The organism is Bacillus sp. FSL K6-0972, assembly GCF_037976035.1.
Lineage (GTDB): Bacteria > Bacillota > Bacilli > Bacillales > Bacillaceae > Bacillus > Bacillus haynesii.
The window spans coordinates 897,829-916,121 of sequence record NZ_CP150260.1; the positions used below are offsets into that span (position 1 = coordinate 897,829).

The 18,293-nt window shown below is 47.8% G+C and carries 18 protein-coding genes; 12 read left to right on the forward strand and 6 right to left on the reverse strand.

The window, feature by feature from the left end:
• Positions 1-129: 129 nt before the first annotated feature.
• From MKX80_RS04440 to MKX80_RS04450, 3 genes are read left to right on the forward strand one after another with little or no spacing between them, the layout of a single operon-like run.
• Positions 130-624 (forward strand): sigma-70 family RNA polymerase sigma factor, encoded by a 495-nt coding sequence (locus tag MKX80_RS04440; RefSeq protein ID WP_154996833.1) that lies wholly within the window; start codon positions 130-132, stop codon positions 622-624.
• Positions 614-1,177: a hypothetical protein gene (locus MKX80_RS04445; protein WP_268342522.1), complete on the forward strand. Its 564-nt coding sequence runs from the start codon at positions 614-616 to the stop codon at positions 1,175-1,177. Before MKX80_RS04440 ends, MKX80_RS04445 begins: the two co-directional genes overlap by 11 nt.
• A 1-nt stretch (position 1,178) precedes the next feature.
• Positions 1,179-1,904, forward strand: coding sequence for a hypothetical protein (locus MKX80_RS04450; protein ID WP_154996835.1), 726 nt, complete (start codon positions 1,179-1,181; stop codon positions 1,902-1,904).
• 29 nt (positions 1,905-1,933) lie between these two features.
• Here MKX80_RS04450 and MKX80_RS04455 read toward each other — a convergent pair whose 3' ends face one another.
• Entirely contained in the window at positions 1,934-2,509 is a 576-nt protein-coding gene (locus MKX80_RS04455; RefSeq protein ID WP_154996837.1) for a TetR/AcrR family transcriptional regulator, read from the reverse strand.
• Between the two features lie 107 nt (positions 2,510-2,616).
• Between MKX80_RS04455 and MKX80_RS04460 the strand changes: the two genes are divergently transcribed.
• The 6 genes from MKX80_RS04460 to MKX80_RS04485 all read left to right on the forward strand — a co-directional run bounded on the left by MKX80_RS04460 (position 2,617) and on the right by MKX80_RS04485 (position 8,811).
• Positions 2,617-3,813 carry a macrolide family glycosyltransferase gene (locus tag MKX80_RS04460; protein WP_268342523.1) on the forward strand — a complete coding sequence of 399 codons (1,197 nt, stop codon included), beginning with the start codon at positions 2,617-2,619 and terminating at the stop codon, positions 3,811-3,813.
• Positions 3,814-3,908: 95 nt separating this feature from the next.
• On the forward strand, positions 3,909-4,232 hold the full coding sequence (locus MKX80_RS04465; RefSeq protein ID WP_234112743.1) for a YckD family protein: 324 nt from the start codon (positions 3,909-3,911) through the stop codon (positions 4,230-4,232).
• A 103-nt stretch (positions 4,233-4,335) separates the two neighbouring features.
• Positions 4,336-5,541 (forward strand): MFS transporter, encoded by a 1,206-nt coding sequence (locus tag MKX80_RS04470; protein WP_154996841.1) that lies wholly within the window; start codon positions 4,336-4,338, stop codon positions 5,539-5,541.
• A gap of 179 nt (positions 5,542-5,720) precedes the next feature.
• Positions 5,721-6,236 carry a hypothetical protein gene (locus MKX80_RS04475; RefSeq protein WP_268342524.1) on the forward strand — a complete coding sequence of 172 codons (516 nt, stop codon included), beginning with the start codon at positions 5,721-5,723 and terminating at the stop codon, positions 6,234-6,236.
• Positions 6,237-6,549: 313 nt separating this feature from the next.
• Positions 6,550-7,926 carry a sucrose-specific PTS transporter subunit IIBC gene (locus MKX80_RS04480; protein ID WP_154996845.1) on the forward strand — a complete coding sequence of 459 codons (1,377 nt, stop codon included), beginning with the start codon at positions 6,550-6,552 and terminating at the stop codon, positions 7,924-7,926.
• Between the two features lie 42 nt (positions 7,927-7,968).
• Positions 7,969-8,811 carry a PRD domain-containing protein gene (locus MKX80_RS04485; protein ID WP_154996847.1) on the forward strand — a complete coding sequence of 281 codons (843 nt, stop codon included), beginning with the start codon at positions 7,969-7,971 and terminating at the stop codon, positions 8,809-8,811.
• 34 nt (positions 8,812-8,845) lie between these two features.
• On the opposite strand, the gene MKX80_RS04490 is transcribed toward MKX80_RS04485, so the two are convergent.
• From MKX80_RS04490 to MKX80_RS04510, 5 genes are all read right to left on the reverse strand, one after another.
• On the reverse strand, positions 8,846-9,352 hold the full coding sequence (locus MKX80_RS04490) for a carbonic anhydrase (RefSeq protein ID WP_154996849.1): 507 nt from the start codon (positions 9,350-9,352) through the stop codon (positions 8,846-8,848).
• Between the two features lie 11 nt (positions 9,353-9,363).
• Positions 9,364-11,985, reverse strand: coding sequence for a putative inorganic carbon transporter subunit DabA (locus MKX80_RS04495; RefSeq protein ID WP_268342525.1), 2,622 nt, complete (start codon positions 11,983-11,985; stop codon positions 9,364-9,366).
• Entirely contained in the window at positions 11,982-13,514 is a 1,533-nt protein-coding gene (locus MKX80_RS04500) for an NADH dehydrogenase subunit 5 (RefSeq protein WP_182068980.1), read from the reverse strand. Before MKX80_RS04500 ends, MKX80_RS04495 begins: the two co-directional genes overlap by 4 nt.
• Before the next feature lie 176 nt (positions 13,515-13,690).
• On the reverse strand, positions 13,691-14,065 hold the full coding sequence (locus MKX80_RS04505; protein WP_182068979.1) for a DUF2294 domain-containing protein: 375 nt from the start codon (positions 14,063-14,065) through the stop codon (positions 13,691-13,693).
• Between the two features lie 270 nt (positions 14,066-14,335).
• A complete protein-coding gene (locus MKX80_RS04510) occupies positions 14,336-14,887 on the reverse strand; it encodes a DJ-1 family glyoxalase III (protein WP_182068978.1) in 552 nt (183 codons plus the stop codon).
• A gap of 211 nt (positions 14,888-15,098) precedes the next feature.
• On the opposite strand from MKX80_RS04510, the gene MKX80_RS04515 reads away from it, so the two are divergent.
• Genes MKX80_RS04515 through MKX80_RS04525 form a run of 3 tightly spaced genes read left to right on the forward strand, consistent with a single transcriptional unit; the run spans position 15,099 to position 18,279 of the window.
• Positions 15,099-16,073 carry a thiamine pyrophosphate-dependent dehydrogenase E1 component subunit alpha gene (locus tag MKX80_RS04515; protein ID WP_182068977.1) on the forward strand — a complete coding sequence of 325 codons (975 nt, stop codon included), beginning with the start codon at positions 15,099-15,101 and terminating at the stop codon, positions 16,071-16,073.
• Positions 16,074-16,094: 21 nt separating this feature from the next.
• A complete protein-coding gene (locus tag MKX80_RS04520) occupies positions 16,095-17,129 on the forward strand; it encodes an alpha-ketoacid dehydrogenase subunit beta (protein WP_154996861.1) in 1,035 nt (344 codons plus the stop codon).
• Positions 17,119-18,279: a dihydrolipoamide acetyltransferase family protein gene (locus MKX80_RS04525; protein WP_261763464.1), complete on the forward strand. Its 1,161-nt coding sequence runs from the start codon at positions 17,119-17,121 to the stop codon at positions 18,277-18,279. Before MKX80_RS04520 ends, MKX80_RS04525 begins: the two co-directional genes overlap by 11 nt.
• Positions 18,280-18,293 lie beyond the last annotated feature (14 nt).

An 18,293-nucleotide genomic window follows, 5' to 3' on the forward strand; every position in this document is an offset into this window, starting at 1 on the left:
TATCAAGAGGCAAAATGAAATATTCATTTTTGCCTCTTTTTTTATGTGATTTTTTGTAACAAAAAGAAGTTCAGCGGTACTAATAAGTGAATGGAAAAATAGCGGCATGCCCAGCCGGGGAGGGGCTTTATGAAGCTTGAGGAAGTCTACAAGAGTATTCAGCCTTCCGTTTATGCCTTTTTCTACATCAAGACACTCCATAAAGAAACGGCGGAAGATTTAACACAGGAAGTATTTTATCAGGCTGTGAAAGGCCATCATACATTTTCGGGAAAGTCGACAATCAAAACATGGGTGTTTGCGATTGCTAAAAACGTGTTGAAAAAACACTTTCGTTCTGGATCGTCGAAAGCCGGGGCAAACATGATCATTCAGCACGATGAAGCTGCTTGCTTATCTCCTGAAGAACACCTCCTGAAAACCGAGAAAGAGCGGCGGCTTCTCGAGGAAATCAACCGGCTTGATGAGACTTCAAAGGAAATTGTCACCCTCCGCATCTACGGAGAATTGTCATTTAAAGAAATCGGCATGCTCACAGGCAAAACAGAAAACTATGCCAGGGTCGGGTTTCACAGAGCGAAGCTCAAGCTACAGCAAGAAATGGAGGGGTATGATGAAGGATAAGGAACGCAGTATATTCAAAGATTTGCTTCCTTTGTACCATGAGGGGCTGTTAAGCAAAGAGACGGCTGAATGGATTGAGGAAGCGGCCGAAAACGATGAAGAGCTTCATAGGCTTTTGAAGATGACGGAAGCCGAGCTTCCGAAGGAACATATTGAATCGTCTATTCATGAAAGTCAAATGTTTAAAAAAATCAATCGGAAGCTTTCCTTGTACCAATTGATGTTTACAGCCATTTCGTTTTTTCTCGCGATTCACACATCCCTGTTAAATGAGAGCTTCGGCTTTATTTTGTGGTACGCCGTGCTTGGGCTTGCGGTGTACTTGTTTTACCGGGATATCAAACTCGTGATACTCCTCTCCTTTGCGCCGATTTTCATTTGGGGGATGGGGGATATTCTGGCCGGATGGGACACAGCTGACGGTACAGGGGTTGTGGAGCACCTGCTGTATGCCGTCTTTGGCGCTTTCGTGCTCGCTGTTATTCACTGTTTTTTCGCCGCGGCCGGAATGATGATCGGCTGGCTGTCCTTAAAGCTGAAAGAAAGTAGCTGATATGATGAAAAAGAAAATCTTGTATAGCGTATTGATTGTGCTGCTCGTTTCCTTTGTGCTTGCCGCATACAACGCCTTCAACGGAAATCCCGTAAGCAAGAGGCTGTCTCAAACGAAGCTTGAGCATTATTTGAATGACCGCTATCCTGAAAAAGACTTGCGGATCGACAGCGCTATCTATAATTTCAAGTTCGCCGAATATGTATTTGAAGTCACTGATACCGGCGATCAAAAGCGCAAAGATCCCTATCTGTTTTCTTTGAGAGGATTTATTCAACCTGAAGTGCACACGGACGGGATCTATGAAGAGAACCTCAACGAACCGCTGATGGAGCGGCTTGGAGAAGAAGCCGGAAAAGAAATCAAAACGTTTTTATCGAAAAGCATAAACGATCTGAAAGACGTTCATGTGTATGTGGAGGTATTAAAAGGAAAGCTGAAAAATGACGCAAAATGGGAGAAAAGCCTCCGCTTAGACAAGCCGATGGAGATTCATATTTTACTTGATGCCGCAAATGCCGACAGAAAAGACGTATACAAAACGGCGCAAAAGATTCAGCGCCTGTTGAATGAGGAAGGATATGACTACGAAGGCGTGACGATTAATGCGAACATTTTTGATGGGGAAGATATTAAAGACGAGGAGATCGGCTATCTTAAATACAGCACCTCCTTTGAAAAAAATACGGAAATCAAGCTGAAGGATGTTGAAGAGCTAAATGATTAACGATCCATCCTTCAGTTTGAAGGATGATATCATACATGCAAGCCGCCGCAGAAAGCGGCGGTTATCTGTTTAATATAAGTGTCTTTAGCGGTTTTTTGAAACCGGCCGCCAGCCAATGCGCCAGACGAGAAGTATCCGTATAAAGATGACAGAAAGGTGAAGGCCTGTGAACCTGGATCTCCCTTTTTCATCAGGCTTTTGTCCTGCATTGTCTGAAAGTAGTCTGTTAAATAACTGAGGAGCTCTTCCATATGCTTTAACAGAGAACCGAAAAGATCAGTCATCCTTCCGCCGTCTTGAACAGCGATGAGGTAGAGCGGTTTGTTATTTTCCATATGGAGCAAATACGATTCTGCAATCAATGTTAAATCTTTTTCCAGGTTCCAAGTGATATCGTTTTCAAATACGCGCTGAAAGGCTGGTATATAAGAAAATTGTTGAACGGCCGCTTCCAAAAGTCCGAGCTTTGTTTTGAAGTGGCGGTAGACCGTCATCTCGCTGACGCCTGAATGAAGCGCGATATCCTTTATTGTAACCGACTTGAATCCGTATTTTTGCATTAAGTCTAAAGCAGCAGTTATGATCCGTTCGTTCGTCTCTTGCAAAGGTGCTTACCCCCATTTTATGATAGTTAGTAGTAACTAACATCAGTCTAATCAGGCGCTCAATTGATGTCAACCCGTTTCAAAAAGGATAAAAAGGAGTTTTGATCATGAAAAATATTTTAATCGTCAATTTTCCGGCGGAAGGGCATGTCAATCCTACATTAGGGATCACCAAAGCATTTGCTGACAGAGGCGACAATGTGCACTATCTTTCAACAGAAAAGTATAAAGACAGGCTGGAGGGCGTCGGGGCTACCGTCCATTTATACAAAGATCTGGTGAGAAACGCGCATATTGATCCGAATTCACCGTCCGGCCTTCTTGAGTTTTTAAAAATTCATCTCAAAACCTCGCTGTATATTCTAGACATTGTAAAAGAGCTGTCCAAAAGCATTTCGTTCGATGTCGTGTATTATGACACATTCGGTGCGGGTGAATTGGTCAGGGATTATTTGAACATTCCGGGAATCGCTTCGTCGGCTTCATTTCTCTTCGGACAAGAACATATGAAGATTCTGCCGTTGCATCCGGATTCAGGTTCGGAGCTGCACTTGGACAAAGAATGCGAAGACCTGCTTGGGGAACTGAAAGAAAAGTACGGCGTCTCACCGCGGCATACAGGACAGTTTATGAGCAATCAGGCGGAGTTAACCGTTGTGTATACAAGCCGGTATTTTCAGCCTGACAGCGGCCGTTTTGGGGATGATGTGCTGTTTATCGGCCCTCGTTTTCCGAAGCGCCTGGACAAGACCGATTTTCCGGTAGAATCGTTGAAGAATGAGAAAGTCATTTATATTTCAATGGGAACCGTCCTTGGTAAAACTGCTGACTTTTTCAATATGTGCATCAATGCTTTCCGTGATTTCGACGGCAAGGTTGTCATCGCTGCCGGCGAAAAATCGGACTACGCGGATGTAAAAGAAGTGCCGGAGCATTTTATCATTGCACCGTATGTGCCGCAATTAGAAGTGCTTAAAGAAGCCGATGTGTTCATCACACACGGCGGCATGAACAGCGTCAATGAAGGCATCCATTACCGTGTCCCGATGGTCGTGCTCCCGCATGATAAAGATCAGCCGATGATCGCCCAGCGCCTCAAAGAGCTGAATGCGGGATATCCGCTGTTTGCAGAAGAGGTCAATGCTGAAAGATTAAGAGATGCAGCAGAACAAGTACTCACTGACGAAAAATATCAGGAAGGTATTCAAAAAATTGATGAAAGCTTTAGCAACTGCATAGACATGAAAGGTGCATTGGCGCGCATTGATGAATATATAGTGCAGAAAAAGTCGCTGCAGCCATAACAGAAAGCCGCTTTTTACTAAGCGGCTTTTTTTTATGCATAAACACCGCAAAAAAGAAAAAAATAGAATGAATCATAGATCAGAAAGGATGTTGCATGATGCGCAAACTGTGCGTTTGCCTGCTTCTTGTCATTCCGCTGTCATGTACGGCTCTCATGTCTTCTGCCTACGGAGAAACACGCGTTTATCAAGAGTTGACGGACAAGCAAAAAAATGAACTGGCTTCTTTGCAAAAGGACATTATGGAAAAGAAAAAACAGCTGATCAATAAGTATGTGGAGTACGGAATACTTGATCAGGAAAGGGGAAAAGAAATCAAGTCTCATATTGAAAAGCGCTATGAAAAAGAGCGGGAAAACGGGTTTTTGCCAAAGTGGAAGCACCATAAAGAAAAACTTCACCAGCATCATATCCATTAAACTGAAAAAGACGGCGTCTCATTTTCTTCGTGACAAATGTGTAAAGACAGGTGTAAACTAATACTCATGTAAACTGCTAAGAGAGTAAAGAGGAGTTGTGAGTATGAAGAAGAACCGTCCTGTTTCAGAGCGCAGACTGCTTGGCATCGCCGGCCTCGGCTGGCTTTTTGATGCCATGGACGTTGGCATATTATCGTTTATTATCGCCGCTTTGCACGCGGAATGGAAGTTGACGCCGCAGGAAATGAGCTGGATCGGCAGCGTCAACTCAATCGGCATGGCTGTCGGGGCATTTGTCTTTGGCCTTTTGGCTGACCGTGTCGGAAGAAAATACGTTTTTATTATTACGCTGCTGTTTTTCTCGATCGGCAGCGGGTTGTCCGCTTTGACGACGACATTGTGGGCATTTTTAGTCTTGCGCTTTTTCGTCGGAATGGGGCTCGGGGGAGAGCTTCCAGTTGCATCTACGCTTGTATCCGAAACGGTTGCGCCTGAGCGGAGGGGAAGAATCGTCGTCCTGCTCGAAAGTTTCTGGGCATTCGGCTGGCTGGCTGCGGCGCTCATTTCGTATTTTATTATTCCGGCCTACGGCTGGCAGATTGCTTTATTGATAACTGCGATACCGGCTTTTTACGCCTTATATTTGCGGATTGCCCTGCCGGATTCTCCGAAATATGAGAAACTTGCACAGGAAAGGAAGCCGACCATCATGGAAAATGTGAAAAGCGTCTGGTCCCGCAAGTATGCCCGGCCTACGGCTATGCTGTGGATCGTTTGGTTTTGCGTCGTCTTTTCCTACTACGGCATGTTTCTTTGGCTGCCGAGCGTCATGGTGATGAAAGGATTCAGCATGATCAAGAGCTTTGAATACGTCTTGATCATGACGCTGGCTCAGCTGCCAGGCTATTTCTCCGCGGCATGGCTGATTGAAAAAGCCGGTCGGAAAATGGTGCTTACCGTCTACTTGTTAGGGACGGCTGTCAGCGCTTATTTCTTCGGATCGGCTGAATCGCTGGCGCTTCTGCTTGCGTCAGGCATGTTTTTATCGTTTTTCAACCTTGGTGCCTGGGGCGCGCTTTATGCTTATACGCCGGAACAATACCCGACATCAATCAGGGGGACCGGCGCAGGAATGGCAGCCGGCTTTGGCCGAATCGGCGGCATCCTGGGCCCGCTTCTTGTCGGCTATCTCGTCGCCCGGGGAACAGAGATTTCAATGATCTTTTTCATCTTCTGCGTCGCTGTTGTTGCGGCCGTCGCGGCCATCTTCTTTTTGGGAACGGAGACGAAGCAGAAAGAGCTTGTCTAATGTCCGAATTCTGTTTCATAATAGACGGGATGCGAGAATTTGGAAAGAGTTGATTGAATTGAAAAAGAAAGCCATCATTACAGGTCTCTCATTGTTGATTCTTGTGACAGGCTGTTATGTGTATAACGCCTTTTACGGAAATCCGGTCAGCCGAAGCCCACGCCGGTGAAACCTTAAATATGAAAGGAAGCTCCTATAATTTCAAGTTCGCTGAATACCTTTTTCGCATGTCAGATGAGCGGAATGATGAGTACATTTTCAGCGTAAAAGGTGGATTGCACCCGGCTGTCACAAACGATGGCATCAAAGAAGCCAGACAGGAAAAGACGAGAACCAGACTAAGCAAAGAAGCCTCAGATGAGATCAAGGCAGAGCTTGAAAAAGAGCTGAAAAACGTGATCGACGTCCAAGTTTCTCTATCTGGAAGCTATGATGTCAATACAGATTGGAAAAAACTGAAGCAAACAGAACCGATCGCTGTTACAGTTACCTTGAATTCAGGCCGGGACGGCCAGAGGCAGGTCTATGACCAGGCAAAAGCGGTGAAAAAAATATTGAGCGGCTACCATTATGAAAACATTGAGATTGACAGTATGGGCTTAGACGGGGAAGACCGGCCCGGCTATGTGAAGTACAATGTGCATGTTTCAAAGGACCGCGCGATAGTCATTGAAGATGTAGAGAAGGCGCTGTAACGCCTTCTCTTTTTTTATATGCAGGATATATAGGCGGTTTGCACTATTGATGTCCATGGCCGAAGAGAATAGAATCATATTAAGAACAAATATCGCCGGGATTGTTACTGGTAAGGCAGGCAAGACCTAAAATGTGCTAAAGGAACCGCAGACCTTAGTGTGCTTTTTTGCGCCTATCGGCTGATGCTTTCGCATGTTTTAGGTCTTTTTTTATTCCTTTCGCCGGGGGTCTTTAGATGTAATGGCACATTTTTCATTTTGATCGTCTTCTGTTGATTTGATAGGATAGAAAAATTGGAGGAGGTAGATCCGGGTGCTGCAAAAAGAGATTGCAAGAGTTCTCTTGCCCCTCATTGGAGGCGTGGAGAATATCATCAGCATCAGCCATTGTACGACAAGGCTGCGCTTCAATGTCAGAGATGAAGAAAAAATCGATATAGCTGCTATTGAAAAGATGGAGTCTGTGCAGGGGACTTTTTTCAGATACGGTTTGTTCCAGATCATTTTCGGTACAGGTGTAGTCAATAAGATTTATAAGGAAATGATCCAATACAGCGATCAGGCTCCTCTTGAAGAAGCCCGCCGGGAGGCGCGGCCAAACATGAACGTATTGACGCGATTTGCCAAAACGCTGTCAGACATCTTTGTGCCGATCATTCCTGCAATCGTTGCGAGTGGATTGCTCATGGGCCTCATCAGTGTGCTTAAAGAATTCAGCCTCGGCGCTTATGGCGGCCCGCTGATGAAAATGCTCGACATTTTTTCAAGCTCAGCGTTTGTCATTTTGCCTGTGCTAATCGGGTTCAGTGCGGCTAAACAGTTTGGGGCGAATCCGTTTTTAGGCGCTGTCATCGGCGGAATTCTGACCCATCCCGATTTGCTCGATCCTTCATTGCTCGGCAGCCAAAAGCCGGAATCCGTCGAAGTATTCGGCCTTGAAGTCCCTTTGATCGGATACCAGGGGACCGTCATTCCGATTCTCTTATCTGTCTACATAATGAGCAAAATCGAAAAATTCTTAAAAAGAATCGTCCCCCGTTCTTTAGATTTGCTTGTCGCACCGTTTATTACAGTCATGGCTTCCGGATTTGCCGCGCTGTTTATCATGGGGCCGCTCTCACTGATCATCGCCCATTTCGTAAGCGACTGTCTCGGGTTTGTTTATCATTTTGCGGGGGCTTTCGCCGGATTTTTATTTGGCGGGCTTTACTCCTTACTCGTTTTGAGCGGCCTGCACCACAGTTTTTATGTGATTGAAGCGTCGCTGCTCGCAGATCCCGAATATGGGGTCAATTTTCTGCTTCCAATATGGTCGATGGCCAATGTCGCACAGGGAGGAGCGGGACTCGCCGTGTTTTTGAAAACAAAGAATGCCGGCATCAGAAAGATTGCGATTCCGGCTTCTCTCACCGCCTTTTTGGGAATCGTCGAACCTGTCATGTTTGGCGTCAACCTGAAACTCGTCAGGCCGTTTATCGGCGCATCGATCGGAGGCGCCCTCGGAGGTGCATACGCCGTCTTCACACACGTGGCGGCAAATTCTTACGGATTGTCCGGCATCCCGATGATTTCAATCATTCTCCCTCTTGGCACCGCCAATCTCATTCATTATTTAATCGCTTTTGCGATTGCGGTGATTTCAGCATTCATTGCGACTTTGTGTCTTGGCTTTAAAGATGAAAAAGAATAATTCCGTTTTCATTCATTAAAACAGGATGAAAGGAAGGCAGCTATGAAAGTAAAAAAAATCTTAAATAACAATGCGCTCGTCGTAAAGGATCGCGACGAGGAAAAGATCGTATTAGGGTCCGGAATCGCATTTCAAAAAAAGAAGAATGATATTGTCGACAGATCTAAAATTGAAAAAATATTCGTGATGAAAGATTCATCAGAATACCGCCAATTCGAGGAGATCTTAAAAACGTTGCCGGAAGATCATATTCAGGTGGCGGAGGATATTATTTCTCATGCGGAAAAAGAACTCGGGATCAAAATCAATGAGCGAATCCATGTCGCCTTTTCAGATCATTTATCATTCGCGATAGAACGGTTAAGCAAGGGAATGGTCATTAAAAATCCGCTGCTTCAAGAAGTCAAAGTCCTCTATACGAAAGAATTTCAAATCGGCCGCTGGGCAAAGGCCCTCATTAAAGAAAAGCTGAAGATCGATATTCCGGAGGATGAAGTCGCCAATATTGCGCTGCATATCCACACAGCCAAAACAAACGCGGGAGATATGACAAAAACGCTCGATCTCACAACGATGATCAAGGATATTATCGAGATCATCGAAAATAAACTCAACATTAAAATAAAGGATGAGACGATTTCGTATGAGCGGCTTATCAACCATCTTCGTTTCGCCATTCAGCATATCGAGTCGGGAGAGACATTTTACGAAATGGACAGTGAGATGATCAGCCTCATTAAAAAGAAGTTTGGACAAGCGTTTATGTGCGCAGAAGAAATCGGGGCATTTGTGAAGCGGGAGTATGGCTTTGAATTTCCGGAAAAAGAGCTGTGCTACATTACCATGCATATTCAGAGATTTTATCAGCGGTCTGCTGTCGTGTAAAGAATGCCTGTGTTTAAGACAAAACGGAGCCCTGTTATCGGGCTCCGTTTTTGTTTAAGGTTTCAATTTCCGTTAAAATCGAATTTTCGATTAGAAATCCTTTCACTTTGACGTGCAAAGGGATTAACGGGTGCCGGCGGATGGCGGCGACGCTTTTTTGTACGCCTTCGGCCACGTTTTCGCTCGGTGACAGCCATTCATCAATGCTGCTCTGCGTAAATTCCGGACTGCAGTTTTGGAAAAGGTACTCTAAAGTTTGCATTCTATCGTTTAAATCTTTGTCTCTATTTAAAAGGTCAGAAATATCTTCATCTGCCATTTGTTCGTATTTATCGCGGACAATCCAGATTTCTTCCGCTCTGTTCCGGTGGACAAGGGTGATGATATCCCTCATCAAATCACCGTAGGGCTGTGAAATATCAGGGAAGACGCTTTTTAAAACGAGGGCGTTCTCAGGCTGAATATTTGCTGCCCGGCAGATGGTCTGTTCAAGCTGTTTCTCCATTCCGATAATCATCAGTATTTTTTTGTTTTCTTCCATGACATTTCACCTCATTCATTTATCGTGTTTGTCCAGTTCTTCCATTTTCCCTCCGGGTTAATAGATGCCAGATGAATCCATCCGTTCTCTGCCTTTTGTCTGAAGCTGTGATCGCGGTCAAGGAGCCGTTCGATCTCATCATCCGGCGCTTCAATCACGATCAGCAGCCTGAGAGGCGCATGATATATTTCGTCATCTGACCGCATGACAGACTGCCACGGGAGACCGGCCAAAAGGTCGCTTGCATTTCCTTGCATGACGCCGAGGCCGGAAGTGACGGTTTGAGTTGCTTTATTTCCGCTTCCATAATAATGCGGTGCAACGGTTGAGGCGTAATACTGAAGATTGATCCATTGGGCTACTGTCCCAGGCCCTGAAATGATGCCGCTAAGGATGGAGCCGTCTTCATCATTCCGCCAGTCATAGCTGTGCAGAAAAGCCCTTCCTTCAAGATCGGCTCCCCGTGTAAGCCGGCGTGTGCCGATAATGAATGAAGCATTTCGGGCCAGCCCCCATTCGGGACGGATTTCGCTCCAATCTTCGGCGAAGCGCTCAACTTCATTCCGCGGATTTTGATAGCCGAGCTGCGGCAGTTCTTCTAAGCGCTCGGCTCCGACAGTTTGGCTGACATCGGGAAGCACCGAGTTGATGCGGTCAAACGCTTGTTGAGCTTTAGCCGGAAGCTCAGGTACATAGAGCCACTGCAGTTCATCCAATGTTGTAATATGCTCTGCGGCAGCGAATACCGTATCATCCGGAATGAAAATGCCGTCGGAGCGGAGCCTCTCTCTGACGCTTGGAAGGTTGCATAAAGCTGCTAGGACGCGTGCGTTGAAAGCGCCAGATGCGCCTCCGCAGGCGCCGCAGTCCAGTGCCGATGCATAAGGGTTATTCGTGCTTCTGCTGCCGTGCCCGCAAATGACAACCAGCGGAGCGAACCGGTCTGTGATCCCCATCATCTTTAATGCCTGTCTGGCATAGGCGGCTTTTTCTTCTTCCGTAAATCCGACCGGAATGCCGGCTTCAGATGTTTCCATGCGATCTAGCGAGAGTTTTGCCTGAGGCTTCTTCAGCCATGTTTTCCGCGCATTCCGGAAAGCTTGCCCGGCTGCGCGGGGGACTAGGCTGCGCGCGGCCATTTGCAGGCTCAGCCAAGGCCCGCTCACTTCGGGAAGCAGCATACCCGCCAATAGATTCTGTTTCATCGTTTTAAAGGCGGAGCTCAGTGAAGCTGCCGCTTTTTTATGTTCTTGATACGATTTAAAACTTGATTCTTCGGCCGTTTCTTTTACGCGATGCTGCGGTTTAAGGATGACCGGCAGAGAGCTGTGGCTGTGCTTAGTGCCAAGTTCGCACGTTTCGATTGCCAGATTGAAAAAGCCCGCTGTTCCATACGTTTCAAAAGGGCCTGACTTTTCCAATGCCCGGCGGAACGGCTCTGAACGGACATCAATACAAAATGCGAGCTGAGCCAGCACCGGTTCACTTTTGGCGGGAGTGGCAGGTCTGTTTGCCGCGATGAGCTTCCTTACCTCAGCGGCGTATGTTTGTTCCCACGCTTCCAGCCAGATACGCCTGCGCGTTATATCATCAAAGCGGCGGGCGAGTGTTAATCTCGCTTTTTGCTCTGCTGCTGAAAGTTCGAGCCATTCGTCAGGCGTAAGGCGGCCCCAATGCAGCCAGGCCGCAATCAAAGGAACGAGAAGCATCTCTTTTTCAGGCTTTGGCTTAGACAGCGGCAAATAAGGTTCAATAAGCATCCATTCCATTGAAAGCCGGACAGCCAAATACTCAAGCAACAGCCGTTCTTCATCCTGCGATTGCTGGGAACGCCAAAGCATCATTCCGGCCCATCCCGGCAGAGAAAGCAAATGAGCTTCAAGGTACGCCTGAACGTCTCCATCAGAAATATCAAGCGCTCGGAGTGCTCTTTTCATAGCGTCTCGCGGCTCTTCCGGCCACCCATTCATTCGTTGGCGTTCCGCGCGCGACAGGGCGGGATCATGTTCAACAAGCTGCCGCCATGCGCTGTAAAACCCTTTCTCACGATGCGGAAGCCGCCATGCCGATTGTGATTCATCAAGGAACAGCTTGCACCATTTAATCACATGATGATCAAGGAGGTGAGCGGTTTGTTGTCCGGCAAAAACGCTAAGCGGTTTGATCAAGCGTGTTTTCCGGTCATCGATTGTCCCGCGGGCCGCTTGTTTGGCAAGCTTTTTAACTTGTCGGGAGCTCAAGAGCTGTTCAGGTATTTCGTCCAGCTTGAGCGCGGCTTTGCAAAATGCTTCCGCTGTTTCCCTCTGCATGCCGGGCTGATGTGAATCGAGCCAATTCATCAGCTTTTTTTCAAGAATCGACTCATCGATTTCTCCCCGTTGTTTTGCGGAGCGGAACATGGAGGACTTTGGGTAGATATCAACATGAAGCTGCTGTTTAAGCTGCCGGGCCGTCTGTTCAAATGTTTGTTCTTCAAGACCCATCCACGGATGGCGCGCGGCAAAGGTTTCAATCGGCCAAAGCGGCGCAATGACCCGTGCTGCTGATTGAACCAATTCGTCAATATTAAAGTCCGCGTTCTGATGTTCATATTTGAAGATCAATTGTTTAGACAATGTGGGTGCTGCTTTCATGATTGACGACCTCCTTGAGTAAGATATTGGTCAAGATAATTCGGCCTTTCTTCGACCGATTCGGAATGAGGCTCACCCGCTTTTACAAGACGCAGATAAAGTGCGCCGGACCATGCAAAGCGCTGCCGAACGATCAAGGCGCCGGCCGCACTGCCGGCTAACAAAACGACTGCCGTTAAAACGGCCGCCATTGCAGGCGGCTGCGCCCCCTGTACAACAGCTTCCTTCAGGAGCCCGTGTAAAACGGAATGAATGATGGCAAACGCGAGTGAAGCCCCCGTTAAAATGAAAAGTCCGGCAATTCGTGTGACGCGTCCGTAATTGGCTGTGACAAGCTGTCTCCAAGCAATGAACAGTGCCCAGCCTAAAACAAGGGCGCTGATCAATTGATAGCCATCGTCTGCAGCGGAGAGCCAGATTCCGATGACGAGAGTAAGAGCAAAGACGCCGCCTATCATGTCCCAAAAAAGAGCCGGTTTGCCTCGTTTAGATGCAGATGATTCATAACGGCGTACCGCTGATCCGGCTTGCAGGAAAAGGGCGGCTTTGAACAGGCCGTGCAAAATGAGATGAATAACAGCCGCAATATAGGCCCCTAATGCGCATTGGACGAGCATAAAACCCATCTGCGCGACAGTTGAAGCTGCGAGTTGCCGCTTGTAGTCCGTTTGGACGATCATCATGCCTGTTCCGAGCAAGACGGAAAGGACGGCGGGAACAAGCAGAATAAGCTGCAGCCCATCACCGCTGAACATCGGTGCGAAACGGGTCAGCATGACGCCGCCTACATTTACGAGTCCGGCGTGCATGACCGCGGAAACGGGAGTCGGGGCGATTGCAGAATCGAGCAGCCAGCGATGAAACGGCCACTGTGCTGCAGGAATCATCACCGTTAAAATGATGAGGAGACCGATCCCGGTTTTCTCCCATGAGCTGAGCTGTACAAGGCTTTCTTCCGCTAAGGCAGATGATAATTGCCAGTGTCCCGTCGCGAGAGACAGCCAAAGAGCGGCTGCTGCTATCGCCAGCCAGCTGAGCGCAAAGATCCGGCCCGCATACAAAGCGGCATTTTTCGCCGCCTGCCACGCGCTGTTTAAGCCGATTAGCGCAGTCAAGCCGAACAGCGTGATACCCCAGCATAAGAGGAGCCAGCGAAGATCATCGTTCAGCCAGGCGCATGAAGCTCCTCCTGTCGTAAGCGTCAGCAGCACAAAAAATTTACGGTAGGAGCGGTCGCCAAACAAATACCGGACAGAGTAGCGCTGGACGATGAAGCCGATGGTCAAGACAAACAAGGCGATCAGCCAAGCCAGCGAATCCAACCGCCAAGGAGCTCCAGCCTGCCCGGGATTTGCCGTTATCAATGCTGCCAGCGCGGCAAGCGGCGGCAGGGCGATGATCTTGGCGTGAATCCGTACATATGTCAATGGAACCTTTCGATTCAGGACGAGCAGTGCACTGAACAAACAAAGCGCAAGCGACGCGAAAAATATTTTCAGCCAAAATAAAGAATCCAGCAGATCAAACACCCGACATCACTCCGTCGGGATAATGGAAAAGAATATATTGTTTCATGTCTTGCCTTCCTTTCTGAAAACGTAAAAAAAGCCGGTATATTCAGGATTGGCCCATTTCAGCCAATCTTTCTGAATGATACCGGCTTATCTTTAACTCATGTTCATGCTTTAAAGATCTTCCGTTTTTTCTATGACAATTTTTTTTGCAGGTCGTTAGCCAATTTAAACACCATGATCCGCTCGCCTGTACGCGTGCTAATATCGGTGTGAAAGCTGATCGTCTCTTCACCGGTCAACTCCTTCATTATGCGGCTCAGTTGTTCTATACCCGATTCCACCAAACCGGAGCGGGTTCTTTTAATTGACAGCAGGCCTTCTTTTGTACTGCAAAGTTCGTATTCGGCGGGCGTCAAAATACCGTTCAGGGAAATGATGACCATATTTCTGAGAATATCTGTTTTAACAGACACGGACCCGCGGCCTAAATAGTCTTTTTCCCACTGGGTTAAGGCTTTGCTTATCTCCGCCTCCAAAGACCCCTTCGTCACTTTCTGTTTTTCCAATGTTATATCCTCCTGAAAAACGGTATATTTCTTTTCCTTATACACGAAGATAGGGAAAATGAAATATACCGTCCTATCAAAATGTTAATGTCATGCATGGTAAAGATTGCTTTTTCACGCGACCATAATGGGATTATAGCCGAATGCTAAAGCTCTTTTACATGAGATTACGATTATTGATTTTACGGAATTACTTTTTTAATATCATATCTTTTCAGATTTATGATGTCAATACCGTTCTTTTATTGGATAAAAAAGAGGAAGGCCGTCTTAGCAGACGAGCATTCCCTTTGCAACTGCATCGGCTTTATCTTTGCCGTTCAGCAATTCGGCAAGCTTGAGGGCAAATGGGATCGTGGTCGCCGGCCCTCTGGAAGTAATGATGTTTCCATCCACGACGACATTTTCATTTGCAGTGACATCCGCGCCTGTCAAATGTTCTTCAACTCCCGGATAGCAGGTCGCTTTTTTTCCGCTGACAAGCCCCGTTTTTCCGAGCGTCATCGTTGCGGCGCATATGGCGGCAACATATTTTCCTGCATCCGCCGCTTCTGTCAGCGTCTTATGCAAAGCTTGATGTTCCAGCATTTTTTTGCTGCCTACATTTCCGCCCGGAAGAATCAGCATATCCGCTTCCTGAACATCCGCATCCTCAAACATGACGTCTGCCTCGACGACAATGTCATGCCCGCCTTTCACGCTGCGGGATGGATCAAGCGAGACGGTGACGGTATCAACTTCAGCCCTCCGTAAAATATCAATCGTTGCTATTGCTTCAATTTCTTCAAATCCGTCGATTAAAAAAACATACGCTTTCTTCATGAAAAAAACCTCCTTCGTCTCTACCGTTCATTCTAACTGCGGCAAGGACATTTCCGCAACTGACGAAGTAGACAAATTGAGACACCTGTCTCGTTTTGTCTCTTGTTCTGGAAGGATGTCCGACTGAAAAGAGCTTTATGTTCGCGTCGGAGAGCTGGCACGATTCTTGCATCATAACGTGTGAGTAAAAAAAGACAGGAGGTTTTTTCATATGGAAGAGGCACTGACAAAGGAAAAAGCGGTGTGGATGTATCAAAAAATGCTGGAAATCCGCCATTTCGAAGATCGGGTTCATCAGCTGTTTGCTCAAGGGATACTGCCGGGTTTTGTCCATCTTTACGCCGGAGAAGAAGCGGTCGCTGCGGGCGTTTGCGCCCATCTGAATGACGAAGACACCATCACGAGCACACACCGCGGTCATGGGCACTGCATTGCAAAAGGGTGCGATTTGAAGGGGATGATGGCCGAGATATACGGAAAATCTGCAGGACTTTGCAAAGGAAAAGGCGGATCGATGCATATCGCAGACTTTGACAAAGGGATGCTTGGCGCAAACGGAATCGTCGGCGGGGGATTTCCCTTGGCCTGCGGAGCTGCCCTCACTGCAAAGTATAAAAAGACTAAAAATGTAAGCGTTTGCTTTTTTGGTGACGGCGCCAACAACCAGGGGACGTTCCACGAAGGGATCAACCTTGCCGCCATCTGGAAGCTGCCTGTCATATTTGTCGCCGAAAACAACGGATATGGCGAAGCGACGCCGTTTTCCTATGCGTCAAGCTGCGAGTCGATCGCAGATCGTGCGGCCGCCTATGGGATTCCGGGCATTCGCGTGGATGGAAAAGATGCGGTCGCGGTTTTCCAGGCTGCGGGCCGGGCGATAGAGCGTGCCAAAAACGGAGAAGGACCGACGCTCATTGAGTGTATGACATACCGGAACTACGGCCATTTTGAAGGAGATGCCCAGCGCTACAAAACAAATGAAGAAAAGGCGGTTCATCAGGAAGAAAAAGATGCCATTGCCGTGTTCAAAAGCGAACTGCTGGCAAAAGGGCTGATGAGCGAAGAAGAGCAGTCGCGGATTGAAAAAGAAGTTGAAGAAGCGGTGAAGGAAGCGGTCGCATTCAGCGAAAAAAGCGCTTATCCGGAGGAAACCGAACTGCTGACGGATGTATATGTATCCTATTAATTCATGAAGGGGGAAGGAAACATGACGAGGGAAATCAGCATGTCAGCCGCATTGAATGAAGCGATCAAGCTTGCGATGAGAAAGGACGATCACGTTATTTTGATGGGGGAAGATGTCGCAGGAGGAGCGAATGTCGATCATCTGCAGGATGATGAAGCATGGGGCGGTGTGCTCGGTGTCACGAAAGGGATTGTTCAGGAATTTGGACGGGAGCGCGTCCTTGATACGCCGATCAGTGAAGCGGGGTACATCGGCGCAGCCATGGCAGCGGCTTCAACAGGTTTAAGGCCGATCGCAGAATTGATGTTTAACGATTTTATCGGAACATGTTTGGACCAGGTGCTGAACCAGGGAGCGAAATTCCGCTACATGTTTGGCGGCAAAGCGGAAGTTCCGATTACGATCCGGACGACCCACGGCGCCGGCTTTAGGGCAGCCGCCCAGCATTCGCAAAGCTTGTATGCCCTATTTACAAGCATTCCCGGACTGAAAGTGATCGTGCCGTCGACCCCGTATGATGCGAAAGGATTATTGCTCGCTGCGATTGAGGATCAGGACCCGGTTATCTTTTTTGAAGACAAAACGCTGTACAACATGACAGGCGATGTACCGGAAGAATATTACACGCTTCCGATCGGAAAAGCCGATATCAAGCGGAAAGGCGCTGATGTAACAATTGTTGCAGTCGGCAAACAGGTTCATACGGCGCTTCAAGCGGCGGAACAGCTCTCAACGCGGGGAATCGAAGCCGAAGTCCTTGATCCGAGGAGTCTTTCGCCGCTTGATGAAGAGGCCGTCCTTGCATCTGTAGAAAAAACAAACAGGCTTGTGATCGTCGATGAAGCCAATCCGAGATGCAGCATCGCCGCGGATATCGCATCATTGGCAGCAGATAAAGGATTTGATTCGCTTGACGCACCGGTTAAAAAGGTGACGGCTCCGCATACGCCGGTGCCATTTTCACCGCCTCTTGAAGACTTGTATTTACCGACACCGGAAAAAGTTGTGAACACCGTGCTTGAGATGCTCGGAGAAACCTCAACACATACGCTATAAAGATTGGAAAGGAGAGGAGAACATGGCTGTCGAGGTTGTCATGCCGAAATTGGGGATGTCGATGAAAGAAGGTACGGTTTCCGTCTGGAATAAAAAAGTCGGTGAAGCCGTTGAAAAAGGAGAAAGCATTGCCAGCATCAATTCAGAAAAAATTGAAATGGAAATCGAATCTCCGGCAAACGGAACCGTGTTGGACATCAAAGTGTCCGAAGGAGAGGGAGTGCCGCCGGGGACGGTCATCTGCCAGATCGGGAATGAAAACGAACAAACGCCGGAGAGCCAAACAAAACAGCCGGATCCCCCGAAAGAACGGATTAAAATTTCTCCGGCTGCACGCAAAATCGCACAAAGCGCAAATATAGACATCAAAACGCTGAAAGGCACAGGGCCCGGGGGCAGAATTACGAAAACGGATGTGTTGCAGGCGCTTCCCGACCGGCCGAACAAGCAGGCGGATAAGGCTGAAGATCGTCCGCCGGCAAGCCCGATGAGAAAAACGATTGCCGCAAGAATGACGGAAAGCCTGCAAAACAGCGCCCAGCTGACGATTACGATGAAAGCGGACATCACGAAATTAACAGTCCTGCAAAAGCAGCTCAATGAAACAGCTCAATCCAGATATGATACGAAGCTGACGATCACTGATTTTGCCGCCAGGGCAGTTGTTTTTTCGCTTTTGGAGCATCCGGCCATGAACAGTGTTTATCAAGACGGAAGGCTTGCGACCTTTGAGTATGTTCATTTAGGAGTGGCCGCTGCTTTGGACGAAGGACTGGCCGTTCCTGTCATCCGCCATGCCGAGCGGCTCCCGCTAATCGAATTGGCCAAGAAAATCAAATGGTACGCCAAAAAAGCGCGGGAAGGCCGGCTTCTACACGATGAAATAGAAGGATCGACATTTACGATTACAAACCTCGGCGCATATGGTGTCGAGCACTTTACCCCGATCTTGAATCCGCCGGAAACCGGGATACTCGGAGTCGGCCAAATGTATTCGGCACCCGTTTATCATGACGGAGAACTGACAAAGGGCGCCATTCTGCCGCTCAGTCTGACTTTTGATCACCGCGCGCTTGATGGTGCGCCTGCTGCAGCATTCCTTTCAGATGTGAAAAACTATTTGGAAGATCCGGCATCAATTCTTTTATAGAGAGAAGGTGGATA